The organism is Planococcus sp. CPCC 101016, assembly GCF_007859295.1.
In the GTDB taxonomy this organism is placed as follows: domain Bacteria; phylum Bacillota; class Bacilli; order Bacillales_A; family Planococcaceae; genus Planococcus.
This window is the reverse complement of sequence record NZ_VOHB01000002.1, coordinates 539,461-553,456: the sequence shown is the minus strand read 5'-3', so window position 1 is coordinate 553,456 and position 13,996 is coordinate 539,461. Positions and strand designations below refer to the sequence as shown.

Below are 13,996 nucleotides of genomic sequence, written 5' to 3'. Positions count from 1 at the left end.
CAAAAAGACGGTGACTCTATGCAAAAGCTACGCCCTGCTCTTCTTCTGTTCTTCTTCAGTATACTGTTATCAGCGATTGGCCATGCTGTTTTTCTCTACCAATGGTCACGCGGCCAATTCATGACAGGCATCAACGATGGACTTTCTCAAATGATGCCATTTAAGCATCTTCTCTATGAACAATATACCCGTGGAGAACTTTTCTACTCGTTTGATTTCGGCTTAGGAGCTGGCACGTTCAGTGAACTGTCTTATTATTTCTCTACATCCATCGTGTTCTTAATGACAGTGACGATTGTTTTCATCTTGAAGATGATTAACATCATTCAGGAAACGGATGTGCTATTCTGGGCAAATGCGGCTGTCTTTATTAGCATCATCCGCTTAGCAGCCGTACTATTCATCACAACACGCCTGTTCATGTATATGAAGATTTCAAAACCCGCTGCTCTACTGGGTGCTTCCCTTTACGGCATTACCGGTATGTATTTCCGTCATGTTACGTACTGGGAATTTTTCGCAGATGCTTTTTTATGGCTTCCGATTTTACTGTTCGGTGTTGAAAAGATTTTTCGTGAACAAAAGCCCGGCTGGTTTTTAGCTGCAGTGGCTGTTTCAATGATCGACAATTTTTATTTTGCCTACATCAACTTTATACTGACTGCCCTCTATATTCTTTTCCGGCTGTTTATCCCGCTCGAACAAGTTCAGCAGGATAAGAAGAAAGTTTTAATGAATTTTGCAGTCGCGGGACTAATTGGAGCCGGTATTAGTGCTGTTTCCTTTATTCCTGCGGTATATGCGTACCTGAATAACCACAGGCCGCCTTTTCAGCAGGAGATTCCATGGATTGATGTAACGGACAATATTTTATTCAATAGCCGATTCATTGTTTTGCCGGCATTTTTTGTGTTGCTGTTATTTTGTGCCTTCCTATACCGTAACAAAACGTTCAGGCTTTTTGCCTTGCTTGGAATTGTAGGCATCGCCATGCACCATAGTCCATTAATTGGCAGTGTCTTTAACGGTTTCTCTGCTCCCCAATATCGCTGGGAATATTTTCTCTCATTGGTTATGGGTGGTGCTGTGGCTGCGGCATTCGACCAACTGCATAAATTTACATTGCGGCGTTTCGCAATTGCAGGTGTCTTTGCATTCTTCTGTTTCGCACTTTACGCATATGGAGATGAGTATTTCACAATCAGTTCACTGGTCTCCATCTTCACTTTCGGCAATCTGCTTATTACGCTTTTGCTGCTATTCTTTTACACTCAATTTAGAAAGCCGCTTTTCAAATGGTTGCTAATGGCCTTTCTGTTTGGCTGGACATTGCTGTTTGCCAACCTCTATCAAGTGGAGAAAATTCTTGAAGACGGCAATATTTCTGAAGTTAGTAAAGAGCTGATAACCGGTCCCGAATACGATGACCCGGAAATCAATGAAATGCTGGATTACATTCATTCAAAAGAAACCGCGGAGATTTACCGTATTGAATGGATGGAAGGTGTACGCAACAATACGCCAATCGTTCAGGACTTCCAAGGTTTAAGTGCGTATTCCAGTATTTTAAACAAAAACTTATTGTACTTTTACCTGTACGACCTTGAGATCGACATGGGACGCGAAAGTGTCAGCCGCTATGCGACGCTTGGCAATCGAGCAAACTTATACAGCTTATTGCAGGGCAAATACATTATCCGCCCGCTTGGAGATAAAAACATTCCCTATGGCTTTACCAAAATCTATTCAACTGATAACTATGCAGTCCATGAAAATGAATATGTTTTGCCATTTGCGCGCTCCACTTCTACGGTCTATCAGGAACAACTGTTAGCTGAAATGCCAATGTTGATGCGTGAACAAGCTATGCTGACGGGCATTGTACTCGACGAAGCCCAAGATGCTGCTCCCCTGCCCGATTCCGGAAATAATTCAATCGATTTTGATGCAACAGCGGTCGGGGCAACTTATAATGATGGCAACCTGGAAGTGACTGAAGAAACGGGCGGCTTAGACGTACGAGTAAAAAACCCGACCGAAGCAGATGGCGATTTGTTTGTTTCTTTTCACTTGGAAAATAAAGCAGCCAACCAAGGATTCCCTCTTCAAGTCAATGATTATTACACTACCAGAAAATCCAATCAGTCTGTCTACAAAACATTTGTAGACGATCTGACGATAAGGATTCCGGCTGAAGAACAAGTTGAAATACGCCTGCCACAAGGCTCATACGAATTAACTGGAATCCAGCTTTCTTCAGAATCCTACGAAATTTTGAGGGAACAAGCCAGCCAACCTGATTTATCCAGCAACTTGGTAATCGATGGCAGCCATGTCAGCCTTGATTATTCCAATGTAGAAAACGACGATTATTTAAAGTTGGCTATTCCTTACGAGCGCGGCTGGAGGGCAAAAGTAAATGGGCAGCAGGTCGAGGTGCTGAAAGCTGATTACGGCTTTTCTGCAATTTCTTTAGAGCCTGGCGACAACAAAATTTCCCTAAGCTACCAACCGCCATTTTTCAAGTTAGCTCTTCTCATAAGTATTGGATCCATGATTTTGGGATTACTATTCGTTTTCCGCAAAAGAAAAAGATAAAGCTTTTTTATCCTACAAAAGAATCCATTTCAGAAAATTGCGTTTATTCATCTTTAAATATGTGTAATGTAGAATAACATGATTTCGAGGGAGGAATTTAGATGAAGCGTTGGCTTATGCTTATTTTGGCAATAGCTTTCTTACTATTTCTTACGGCCTGCGGCAATGAGAGCGCAGAGGATCCGCCGACAGAATCCGATGGTGCAACGGAACCGGAGCCTGAAGATGATGGCGACGATTTACCACAGCTTGGAGATGAGACAGACGATGAAGAGGAAAGCAGTGAAGAAATTCTCATGCTGACTGTTGAGATGATGGACAGTGACGGAAATGCTATCGGTACTGCAGAATTATCCGAAGAAGATGCTGGCGTTATGGTGACACTTGAAGTTGAAGGCTTGGAGGAAGGCATGCACGGCATTCATTTCCATGAAACAGGGATGTGCGAAACCCCTGATTTCGAATCAGCCGGCGGTCACTTTAATCCGACAGGTGCTATGCACGGGATGGACAATCCGGACGGACCGCATGCTGGAGATTTGCCGAATATTGAAGTAAGCGATGATGGCACAGCCACACAGGAATTTACAGCTGAAAATGTAACAATGGCAATTGGTGAAGAAAACTCACTTCTTAAAGAAGGCGGTACGGCTCTTGTCATTCATGCAGGAGAAGATGACCAAATGACGGATCCATCCGGCGACTCGGGAGATCGGATTGCTTGTGGAGTTGTTACTGGAGAATCTTAATTGCTTTATGCCCTCGATTAAAAGGAAACGCCGGCTCAGCCTGGCGTTTCTTTTTTTGGGCCGTCAATAGTTCAAGTTTCTTTAGCTGTTTTAAGTCAGCTATTATTTGCTGGTGTGTTTAAGTGAATCGACAGCGGGAATATTGAGAATATGCAACTTAATCTAAGGAGGATTCACTATGGCTAAAGACAAATTCGAAGAAATCGATGAACAGGTAGATCCACAAGAACAATCAAAACAGCCCGGTTCTGAAGAGCAAATGACCCCGGAACCGATTTATGATGATAAGGACTATAAAGGGTCCGGAAAATTGGAAGGTAAAGTTGCGCTCATTACTGGAGGCGACAGCGGAATAGGCCGTGCAGTTGCAGTCGCTTATGCGAAAGAAGGCGCAAGCGTCGCCATTGCCTATCTAGATGAACACGAAGATGCTGATGAAACGATAAAAGCGATTGAATCCTATGGAGCCAAAGGGGCTAAATTCGCCACCGACATCAGTGATGTGGAAAATTGCAATCAGCTGGTAGTGGATGTCATTTCTGAATTCGGACAATTGAATGTTTTGGTCAATAATGCCGGGAAACAATTTCCACAGGACGACTTTTTAGCAATCAGTCCCGATCAGCTAATGGAAACTTTTTCAACCAATATCTTTAGTATGTTCTATTTGACGCAAGCTGCCCTGCCTCATCTTGAGAAAGGTGACAGCATCATCAATACTTCATCTGTCACTGCTTACCGCGGCTCTCCTGAGCTAATCGATTATTCTTCAACAAAAGGTGCCATTACGAGCTTCACCCGTTCATTGTCAGCTAATATTGCTGAACAGGGAATTCGGGTAAATTCCGTAGCACCCGGTCCAATTTGGACACCCCTGATTCCAGCAACTTTTGGAGCAGAAAAAGTCGGCGAGCATGGCGGAGATACACCAATGGAACGCCGCGGACAGCCATCTGAGCTGGCGCCTGCCTACGTGTATTTGGCTTCGAAAGATTCAACCTATGTAACAGGCCAAGCCATCCATGTAAATGGTGGAGATTTTATCAGCTCCTAACCCTTAACAGACCCGGAATGCTCGGGTCTGTTTTTTTATTGTTTTCTAGGAGATTCCAGGAGTTGAAGAGAGGCAATCGGGTATAGGGGAAGTAACAACTCTTCTTTTGAAGGAGGTGACTAATTTGAAGTATATAGAGGCAATTCTCATTAAGTTTGGCATGGTCTTTTCTGTCTTGTTTGTGGTGCTTGGAATTGCTTATGGAGTAAGGATTTTTGAAATATTCATCCTTAGTTTGCTCATTACTGCTATAGGCTTTATTGGTGACTTGATCATTTATCCGAAAACATCCAATAAAGTGGCAACTGGCGGAGATTTCATTTTGGTATTTCTCATTATCTGGCTGGGTGGGTTATGGTTGGTTGAAAACCCTGACTTTTCACTGGTTATGCCAGCACTTTACACGGCTGTTCTAGTTGCTGCCGGTGAATGGTTTTTCCATATTTATTTGACAAAACGTGTTTGGGGCCACAAAGAGACATCCCATACCCTCAAACAGGAACCGAATCGGAAATAATCCTAAAAATACCGATGCGACTGCATCGGTATTTTTTCTATGCCTCTTTCACTGGCGCAAAAAAGCGAACTTTCTGTCCCATAGAATAATGTGCTATCGGAAGTTGCCGATGAAGAGAGATGGGAAGATACGAAGCCATCGTATTTCGGAAGATTTCTCCTTCTAAATACTGCAATAACCAAGGTGAATGTGCTATATCCACTCGGTAAAGCTGCTCTCCAGGCTTCGTCCACAAACAATAACGCTCTGTCAGCCATTGTTCCAATCTATTGGATGTGATTAGCTTAGAAATTGGCTTATAGGTCATTTTAAAAGATTCAGGATATTGGCCAAATTCAATTCGCCGACTAAAGAATTCGCATTGACCTGACTTTATGGTATTGCTCATGTCAGCATGGCGATACGGTAGAAATCCACCCATAGAGGCAGCCGATACAGCAAGACGGCTATCTGCATCCAGACTAAAGAAATATACCCCTTGTTTTTTACCATGTTTAACATATGTCCTGACGTTTAACTCCAGAAAGGAGCTTGTTCCGGGAACATGCGGCAACAGCCGGAGACGTGTAGCCTCTGCCTGAAAAAACACGACACCCACCCATGCCTGATTGTCGTACAGATCAATTTCAAGTTCATTCGGGACCAGTCGCCGCAGCCATTCCTCTTTAACTGGCCAATGTAAAAAAACAACATTCTTCCATTCCTGCTTCATGATCCAAGTTCTTTTTGCCACCCTTTCCCCTTCTTTCAGTCGAGAAGAATTTTTAACAGAAAAACAGAGGCCGCCCCTGAAAGTCACAGCTCATGACCTCGGGACAGCCTCTAAATTTTTTATTTTAATTTTTCTTCCGGCAATGTATTATGAGCTTCTGGCGGTGCAGGTTTCAGTTCTGGTTTAACACTGAACGGCTCAGGCTTGGCGAACTTGAATTCATGGCCATCCGGTGCAGGTTCATGCATCCATTTTAGCTCTTTGCTGCTCTCTGAATTTGTATAAAGCGTATGGGCGTATTCTGTCGCTTCCCATTCAGGCGGAAGTGTTCCAGGCACAATCGGGCCTTCCTTCGCTTCCAGTTCTTTGATGGCAGCAAGCCATTGATTTTGGTGCATCGTATCACGGGCTATCAGGAATGAGAACAGATCCTTCACGCCTTTGTCATCCGTCATGCTGTATAGACGGGCAACCTGAAGACGTCCCTGTGATTCCGCATTAACGTTGGCACGAAAATCTGCTAATAAGTTTCCGCTTGCTACGATATATCCCGCGTTCCAAGGTACACCATTGCTGTCTTTTGGAGAAGCACCCAATCCATGGACGATGGCATGCTGCGGGTTCATGCCGCCCATGATTGCTCCAACAATCGGATCACTTGCGGCTTTTTCCTGTTCATAGACAGGTGCCCCTTCAAGGAGTCTGGCCACTAAAGTTGCCAGCATTTCAATATGCCCCAACTCTTGCGTTCCTGTATCCATCAGCAAATCTCTGTATTTTTCATTTCCTCTTGTGCTCCACCCTTGGAATAAGTATTGCATGGCAACTGACATCTCACCAAATTGTCCACCAATTAATTCCTGCACCTGTTTAGCGAATACCGGATCTGGAGCATCCGGTTTTGCGTGATATTGAAGTTCTCCTGTGTGAAAAAACATACATATAACCTCCTGGTTAATTTCAGTTTTTGTCTTTAGAGCCAACATGACCTTCGCTTTCCGGCTTCACATCTTCTGGATGCCCACCGTCATAATCAGAGTCATTACCGCCTGCATTATAAGATTCATTAGTTGGATGTTCCTGCTGTTTTTCTTTATTTCTATGTTCTTGAGCCAAGGCATCTTCTGGATGTCCGCCATCATAATCGGAGTTATTTCCTCCTGCATTGAATGATGTTCCACTTTCTACCGAATCCTTGCCTGCATCTTGACTTTTTTCTGAAGTCTGCTGCTTTTTTTCTTTATCCATTCCCTCCATCCTCCTTTAATTTCAGTATGACTCTGCATTATATTTCTACCCCGCTCTGTCTTTTTAAAACCATATTCTGTATCTTTCAGTAGTCGTATGCTTTCACCATTACTGTTTTGAAATAAAAAAAGCCGGAAAAATAAGCTTTCCGGCTTTTTTAAAAAGTTCTATACTATTTTTATTTCTACATCGATATTTCCTCTTGTTGCTTTGGAATAAGGGCAGAATGCATGCGCTTTTTCTACAAGGTCTTTGGCAGTTTCTTCATCCACGCCTTCCAGATGCGCGTTTAGCGTAACACCGATTTTGTAGCCATCATCAGTTTCATCTTTCAGAAAATGTACATCCGCTCTGATGGAAGAACCAGAAACTTCCGCTTTTTCTCTTTTAATGATTAAATTTAGAGCTCCTGCAAAACATGCGGAATAGCCTGCTGCAAATAATTGTTCAGGGTTTGTGCCTTCTCCTCCGGGGCCGCCTAATTCTTTAGGTGAAACCAATTGAAGATCCAGTACATTATCTTCAGAGAGGACTTTTCCTTCACGGCCACCAGTGGCTGTTACAGATGTTGTGAATAATGCTGACATTTTTCCAACCTCTTTCCTGATTAGTATTTGAGAACAGTTAAAACTTAACTCTTATTCCAATCTGGAGTCAACTGATATGGTTTTCATCTGTTGTTTTATGTGTAATGAAACTCAAGGCTCTTTCAATCGTCGAAAAAGTGATCAAGCGGTTGTCACGGTCTATGTCATTGGCAAATTGTTGGGCGGCTGCCGGAGAAATGCCAGTCACATAGAGCTTGCTGCCCATAATTCGGAGGGCTTCATAGATTTGTGTAAACCAATAGAGAGGTGATTTTTCATTCCAGGACAGTCCGGTAATGTCGATAATAGCATGTTCGATGCGATGCTTCTGGACATATTCACAGATTTTCACCTTAAGGGTTTCAAAACGCTGCAGATTCATGGTGCCTACTAATGCCACTGTTGCCACATTTTCCTGAACAGATAAAATAGGCAGCATCAATTTTTCAATTTCATCTTCATTCGCCATAATGGCCTGTTGCTGAGAACGTTCCAAAGTAATATCTGTTTGCGTACCGATAAAATACAGTTTTTCCCCTAAGCGAACTGGTTCGATGGCCAGCCGATTCCAAAACGGAGAACCATCTTTTCGGTAATTTTGCAAAGTTAGCATGATCTTTTCTTCATTTTCTATGGCTTTCTTCATTTTTTGCACATCTTCTTTTCCCGTTCCAGCACCTTGCAGGAAACGGCAATTGCGTCCAACCACTTCTTCCTGTGTATATCCTGTCATTTCGATAAAAGTTTTGTTGGTATATATAATCGGGTTGTCATCTTGTGACGGATCGGTCACAATCGTGCCAACTTTACTGCCATCAAGCATGGCTTCAAGTAAGGTCACTTGGTTTTTTTGGGTTAACTCTTTCAAGCTGTCCACCTCGTCTTTCGTTTCATTAACTAAATGTAGCATAATCTTGAACTCAATTCCAAGTTCTGCATAACTCCCACGTTTCAGGATTTCCTTACAGGGTAAATGAAGAAACAAGGACTTTTTAAAAGTAGGAGGAAGATACCATGGCAAAAGTATTGGCTGTATTATCAAGTGGCTATGCAGATGAAGAAAACAACTATGTTACAGGCTGGTGGGCAGAAGAACTTTTTGCACCTGCATTAGAACTGGAGAAAGAAGGGCACACTGTGGGACTCGCTTCCATTGATGGTGGGAAACCCGTCGTCGATCCCATTAGCTTAAGCGAAGATTATGATCCCGAGGGTATTTATAAAAAGCAATACGATTCAGGCATAGCGGACAAGACTACACCAATCGTCGACGTAAAGGCAAGCGAATATGACGCTATCATGATTGTCGGTGGACATGGAGCTATGTTTGATTTGGCGCAAAACGAAGATTTGCATGCAGTGATCAATATCGTTCATGAACTGGGAGGCATCGTTTCAGCCGTCTGCCACGGTCCGGCACCTTTGATTTACACTAAAACCAAAGAAGGGCGCGGAATTCTTGAAGGGCTGAAAGTGACCGGTTATCCGAATGATAAAGAACCGGAAGAAGTAGTGAATTTATTGCCATTCAGCCTTGAGGACGAATTGAAAAAAATTGCGGACTATCATGAGGAAAAAGATCAGGATGCCTATGTTGTCTGGGGAAGCAAACAAGTGCTTACAGGCCGCGACCCGCAATCCTCACAGCTTTTCGGACGTGAATTGGCTCAGAAGTTGACGCAGCGTGAATTGCAGACCGAAGAAAAGTACGTGGATTGAACCTCTGTTATAAGGGGTAAAGACAATTAACAGCAAGTTCAAGGAGGCATTCAAATGAGCAATAGTGAAAAAGAAGATTACATGAAAGAAACCGAAGAAGAAGCGAAGAGCCGTCCACCTGAGGATAAAGAAGGCATTCAGGAACCACGAACTACGGGCTACAAACCTTTGCAGCTGGGCATCATCATTTTTGTTGTTTTGGTCCTGATCCTCGTCGGAGTCGGAATCGCAACGGATTGGTTCGGTGTATTCAGCTAAGTTCTTTTTTATATGAACCGTCTATAAATTCAAGCATCAAAAAGACTTCCCAATATCTGTCGGGAAGTCTTTTTGATGCTTAAGACAATTTAATAATTAGCAGATTGGGCACCATTAGGCTCCAGCGCCCATCACGGGTGCTTCCGCTTTTCTTTATTGTCCAGACTTCAGCTCCCAGATTCGATGGGCATAAGCCAACCCAACTGCGTGGCAAAGAGCGCCACTCTGCCGGGTTGGCTTATGCCCATCGAATCTACACGGGCGCTTCCGCTTTTCTTGTTAAATACTTTCTGTTAATTTCAGTTCGAAGCTCATGAGTTCGCCGTTTCTGTAGGCTTTCACTTTTAACGTGTCTCCGACTTCAGTTTCGTTGTAGAGATATTGGCGCAGTTCCAGAACAGAGTTCACCGGTTTGCCATCCAGTTCAACAATGACATCGTATGCTTCCATTCCTGTTGCAGCTGCTCCTGAACCTTCTACCACTGACTCAACCACAATGCCGCCTTCCACTTCTGCTGGCAATTTTAATTGTGAACTGCGGTATTGTGCTGGAACTTCAGCTAAATCCAGAATGCTGACACCCATCGATGGACGGTCTACAGCACCTTCCGTTTCCAAATCGGAAATAATCGGAATCGCTGTATTGATCGGAATCGCTAAACCGATGCCTTCTACAGCATCTTGAGCAATTTTCATTGAATTGATGCCGATTAATTGCCCTTCAGCATTGAGCAAGGCGCCGCCGCTGTTTCCTGGGCTGATGGCAGCATCGGTTTGAAGAACTTCTGACTGCCAGTCTTCTGTACCGTCCTGATTTACATCGATCGGCACTAAACGCTCAGTTCCTGAAATGACACCTGTCGTCACCGATCCGGAAAACTGAAGACCTAAAGGGTTACCGATGGCAATAACCGGTTCACCTGCCTGCAGCACGGATGAATCTCCGAATTCAGCTACTGTTTTAATACTGTCAGCCGGAACTTTCAAAACGGCTAGGTCTGTCCAGACATCCATACCCAATACTTCCGCATCAAGTTCAGTCCCATCCGACAAAGTGACCATTACGTCTTCTGCGCCTTCTACGACATGGTTATTGGTGACAATATAAGCTGTGTCACCGTCTTTTTTATAAATGACACCTGATCCAACGCCTGCTTCCTGTGATTCCGCATCTTTACTGGTTTGTGAAGCAAATGGATTTTGTTGTGCGACCTGCAAATTGGAAACCCCGACTACTGCATCAGTGGTTTTTTCAACAATTTCTGTCACATCCGAAGTCACGACCGTAGAAGTCTGCAATCCGCTGACTGCCTCAGTAGTCGAAGTTGCTTCAGCATTTTCTAAATCTGCATCCGTTACGCTTGGCAAGATCACACCTACCAATAAAGCTCCAGCAATTAATCCTGTAAAACTGGAGGCAAAATATCCTTTTTTGTTTCTTTTTAGTTCAGATGAATTATAGTAACCCATACTAACTTCCTCCTCTATTCTGCTAACTTATTGACAATCTCATAGGACTCAGTTTTTTCTGCTAACCATTCTGCATACTTTGTATTCAATGCTTCGTCAAATAAAGTTTCCTTGATCTGTTCTTTGCTGTCTTCTAAGTTTGCTTCAGCTGCATCGGTTTTTTCGGTGACCTGGATGATATGAAAACCGTAATCCGTTTCTACTGGTTTACTGATTTCATCAACTGCCATACTGAATGCCGCTTCCTCAAACTCCGGCGCCATTTCACCTGCACCAAATACACCTAGAGCGCCGCCGCTCTCTGCATTTGCTGAGTCTGTAGAATATTCAGCTGCAAGTTCAGCAAAATCCCCTCCATCATCCAGCTTCGCCTTAACTTCATCTGCCTCTTCCTGAGTCGCCACAAGGATATGGCTCGCTTCTACTTGCGAAGGTTGCTCGAACGCTTCTTTGTTCTCTTCAAAATAAGCACTAATCTGATCATCCGTTATTTCAATATCCGGACCGATTATCTTTTCAACCTTTAAATAGGTTTCCGTTTCCTCTTTCAGATCCGCTATGGACATCCCGCTTGCTGCAAGAGCCTGTTCCAGCGCTTCCGCTCCGCCATAGCTTTCTTCATATACTGCCATTTCCGCTTCAAGCTCTTCTTTGGTGATCTTAATGTCAGCCTTATCTGCTTCCTGTTTAACCACTTCGTTGGAAATCATAGCATCGAGTGTCGCTGCTCCAGAAGAAGCCACCATTTTTTCATACAGTGCATCCTTTGATATTTCAGCGTCCCCTACCGAAGCTACTGTCTCGTCCCCTGAAAATGCCACCATCATAAAAATGGCTGTAGCCGCTATTATTCCGATACCGATATACAAAAGTTTTTTCATTTTAGTTTCCTCTTTTCCTAAGTCGTTATACATACCTTAACAAGCAATTATGAATAAACTATGACCAGAGTTTTAACAAAAATAAAAACTTTCGTGTATAAAAAAAGACTTGGGACTAGTTCTCCCAAGTCATTCTCTATGCGGCAGGCGAATAATAAATTTCGTACCTTTTCCTTTTTCACTTTCTACATGAATTTCTCCATTGTGCAAGCTGACAAGTTGTCTGACAATCGATAACCCCAGTCCAAACTGACCGCTTCCACGAGACAAATCAGCCTTATAAAAACGCCGCCAAATCAAATCGATTTCTTTAACATCAATTCCTGCTCCATTGTCTTCCACTATAATGACCATGTGATTTACTTCAGAATGAGTTGCTAAGGAAATAACTCCATTTTTGGTAAATTGAATAGCGTTCTTGACAATATTCATCAAAATTTGAATCAATCGATCCATATCTCCGTAAATGATATCACCGGGATTCGTTTCAATGACAATGCTATTTCCTTTCTCTTTCGCTTGGAGGTAGAGCTGTTCTTGGATAATCTCCAGAAGCTCATCTGCTTCGATTTCTTCTTTTGCCAGCACTACTTGATTGGATCTGATTTTTTCGTAATCCAAGTTTTCATTAACTAGGCGCATCAGTCGCTTTGTTTCTTCGCTTGCTAAACGGATGCCTTTTTCCCGTTGGCCTTCCTCGATCATATTGTTCCGGAGTCCTTCAATGATGCCCGCAATTGTTGTCAAAGGCGTCCGCATCTCATGCGAGACATCCGCCATGAACTGGCGCCGCCGGTTCTCAAGTCGGTCGATTTCCTCATTCGATTGCTGGAGTTTGGCAGCCATTTTATTGAAGTCATGTGCCAAGTCACCAAATTCATCAAAGTTCGATTCTGGGAGATTGACATCATAATGGCCTTCACTAATCATGGAAGTCGCTTTTCGCATCCGCTGAATTCGGCTGACATGCATTTTCGACAGCCATAAACTGAATAACAGCGCAATCGCTAAAGCAATTAAGATTGTAGTGATCAAGGTTTTATTCAATTCGGCAATCATTTCACTAATGCCGCTGACAGGCGAAGCAAGCAAGACGCCTCCTGCTAATTGGTTGTTTTCGAAATAAGGCATGGCCACAAATGTTACGGTGAACTCGAATCGCTCCACGTCGCGATTGACGACAAGCGTTTCTCCCTGCTCTATGATATTCCATTCTTCCTGCGTGAGTTCCACAGGCGGAAAAGAGCCGGAGACCGGATACAAAATACGGCTTTGCTGGTCAAAAACGATAAAACTGATATTCTGTGACTCCAAAATTGAGACGTAGGACTGCAGATTGGTTCCAGGACGCGCCCGTTCGAGTTCATCAATAATTTGTTCGCCATAACTTTCAAGCTCTTCCGCTTTTTCATTATAGGCAAAATCATCCACGTAGCGGACGAACAAAATACTCAAAATCAAAAAAGCAATCAGCAAAATGCTCATATGGCTGGCAATCAGCTGATAGAAATACTTAATTCGCGTGTTCTTCAAATTTATAGCCAACTCCCCATACGGTATGGAACAGCTTGTCTCCGCCATTGATTTTTTTGCGAAGGCGCTTGATGTGGACATCTACCGTTCGTTCATCGCCATAAAACTGATAGCCCCATACCTGTTCCAACAATTGTTCCCGGCTGAATACCTGTTTCGGATGCTGCAGAAAAAATACCAGCAGATCGAATTCCTTAGGCGTCAAGCTATCGACTGCTTCTCCATCTTTCAGGATAGCCCGGGTTTCCTTGTTCACGGTAAAATGACTGGTCTGAATAAGGTCCGATGCAGGTTCCGCTTTCTGCGTACGACGCGTGACCGCCTTGATGCGCGCCATCAAAGTCAGTGGACTGAATGGTTTGGTGACGTAATCATCCGCTCCCATTTCAAATCCGATGACCTGGTCGGACTCGCTGTCTTTTGCCGTCAGCATGATGATGGGGACCGCGTTTCCTTCTTCCCGGATTCTGCGGCACAGCGCGATGCCATCCATTCCCGGAAGCATCCAGTCGAGAATCAGCAGGTCATATATGCCATCCTTGTATTTTTTATATCCTTCCAGCCCGTCAGCCGCAAACTCCCCCTGAATCCCTTCTTTTGAAAAGAACAGCTCCAGCATGGAACTGACGCTCGGGTTATCTTCTACAACCAATATTTTCATCCCGCACCT

15 protein-coding genes are annotated in these 13,996 nt (G+C 43.6%); 6 read left to right on the top strand and 9 right to left on the bottom strand.

Annotated elements, in window-relative coordinates:
• The first annotated feature begins 18 nt into the window (after positions 1-18).
• The 4 genes from FQV26_RS02620 to FQV26_RS02605 all read left to right on the top strand — a co-directional run bounded on the left by FQV26_RS02620 (position 19) and on the right by FQV26_RS02605 (position 4,918).
• Positions 19-2,598, top strand: coding sequence for a YfhO family protein (locus FQV26_RS02620; RefSeq protein ID WP_146555818.1), 2,580 nt, complete (start codon positions 19-21; stop codon positions 2,596-2,598).
• Between the two features lie 101 nt (positions 2,599-2,699).
• Positions 2,700-3,347 carry a superoxide dismutase family protein gene (locus FQV26_RS02615; protein WP_146555817.1) on the top strand — a complete coding sequence of 216 codons (648 nt, stop codon included), beginning with the start codon at positions 2,700-2,702 and terminating at the stop codon, positions 3,345-3,347.
• A 178-nt stretch (positions 3,348-3,525) separates the two neighbouring features.
• Positions 3,526-4,401, top strand: a complete 876-nt coding sequence (locus FQV26_RS02610) for an SDR family oxidoreductase (protein ID WP_146555816.1) — start codon at positions 3,526-3,528, stop codon at positions 4,399-4,401.
• A 124-nt stretch (positions 4,402-4,525) separates the two neighbouring features.
• The gene (locus tag FQV26_RS02605; protein ID WP_146555815.1) at positions 4,526-4,918 is read left to right on the top strand and encodes a DUF2512 family protein; all 393 of its coding nucleotides are present in this window, start codon (positions 4,526-4,528) and stop codon (positions 4,916-4,918) included.
• Between the two features lie 37 nt (positions 4,919-4,955).
• On the opposite strand, the gene FQV26_RS02600 is transcribed toward FQV26_RS02605, so the two are convergent.
• From FQV26_RS02600 to ytvA, 5 genes are all read right to left on the bottom strand, one after another.
• Positions 4,956-5,651 (bottom strand): YqjF family protein, encoded by a 696-nt coding sequence (locus FQV26_RS02600; RefSeq protein WP_146555814.1) that lies wholly within the window; start codon positions 5,649-5,651, stop codon positions 4,956-4,958.
• Positions 5,652-5,749: 98 nt separating this feature from the next.
• Positions 5,750-6,568: a manganese catalase gene (locus FQV26_RS02595; RefSeq protein ID WP_146555813.1), complete on the bottom strand. Its 819-nt coding sequence runs from the start codon at positions 6,566-6,568 to the stop codon at positions 5,750-5,752.
• A 22-nt stretch (positions 6,569-6,590) separates the two neighbouring features.
• Complete coding sequence (locus FQV26_RS02590; RefSeq protein ID WP_146555812.1) at positions 6,591-6,878, bottom strand: hypothetical protein; 288 nt, start codon at positions 6,876-6,878, stop codon at positions 6,591-6,593.
• Positions 6,879-7,045: 167 nt separating this feature from the next.
• The gene (locus tag FQV26_RS02585) at positions 7,046-7,465 is read right to left on the bottom strand and encodes an organic hydroperoxide resistance protein (RefSeq protein ID WP_146555811.1); all 420 of its coding nucleotides are present in this window, start codon (positions 7,463-7,465) and stop codon (positions 7,046-7,048) included.
• Between the two features lie 67 nt (positions 7,466-7,532).
• Positions 7,533-8,375: a YtvA family blue-light photoreceptor gene (ytvA, locus tag FQV26_RS02580; protein WP_146555810.1), complete on the bottom strand. Its 843-nt coding sequence runs from the start codon at positions 8,373-8,375 to the stop codon at positions 7,533-7,535.
• Positions 8,376-8,479: 104 nt separating this feature from the next.
• Between ytvA and FQV26_RS02575 the strand changes: the two genes are divergently transcribed.
• On the top strand, positions 8,480-9,184 hold the full coding sequence (locus FQV26_RS02575) for a type 1 glutamine amidotransferase domain-containing protein (protein ID WP_146555809.1): 705 nt from the start codon (positions 8,480-8,482) through the stop codon (positions 9,182-9,184).
• Between the two features lie 54 nt (positions 9,185-9,238).
• Positions 9,239-9,442: a hypothetical protein gene (locus tag FQV26_RS02570; protein ID WP_146555808.1), complete on the top strand. Its 204-nt coding sequence runs from the start codon at positions 9,239-9,241 to the stop codon at positions 9,440-9,442.
• Between the two features lie 279 nt (positions 9,443-9,721).
• On the opposite strand, the gene FQV26_RS02565 is transcribed toward FQV26_RS02570, so the two are convergent.
• The 4 genes from FQV26_RS02565 to FQV26_RS02550 form a co-directional block, all read right to left on the bottom strand.
• Entirely contained in the window at positions 9,722-10,912 is a 1,191-nt protein-coding gene (locus FQV26_RS02565; protein ID WP_146555807.1) for a S1C family serine protease, read from the bottom strand.
• Between the two features lie 14 nt (positions 10,913-10,926).
• Positions 10,927-11,793 (bottom strand): peptidylprolyl isomerase, encoded by an 867-nt coding sequence (locus FQV26_RS02560; protein ID WP_146555806.1) that lies wholly within the window; start codon positions 11,791-11,793, stop codon positions 10,927-10,929.
• A gap of 129 nt (positions 11,794-11,922) precedes the next feature.
• Positions 11,923-13,326 carry a sensor histidine kinase gene (locus FQV26_RS02555; RefSeq protein WP_261384249.1) on the bottom strand — a complete coding sequence of 468 codons (1,404 nt, stop codon included), beginning with the start codon at positions 13,324-13,326 and terminating at the stop codon, positions 11,923-11,925.
• Positions 13,307-13,987, bottom strand: a complete 681-nt coding sequence (locus FQV26_RS02550; protein ID WP_146555805.1) for a response regulator transcription factor — start codon at positions 13,985-13,987, stop codon at positions 13,307-13,309. The genes FQV26_RS02555 and FQV26_RS02550 overlap by 20 nt, the downstream gene beginning before the upstream one ends.
• Between the last annotated feature and the right edge of the window lie 9 nt (positions 13,988-13,996).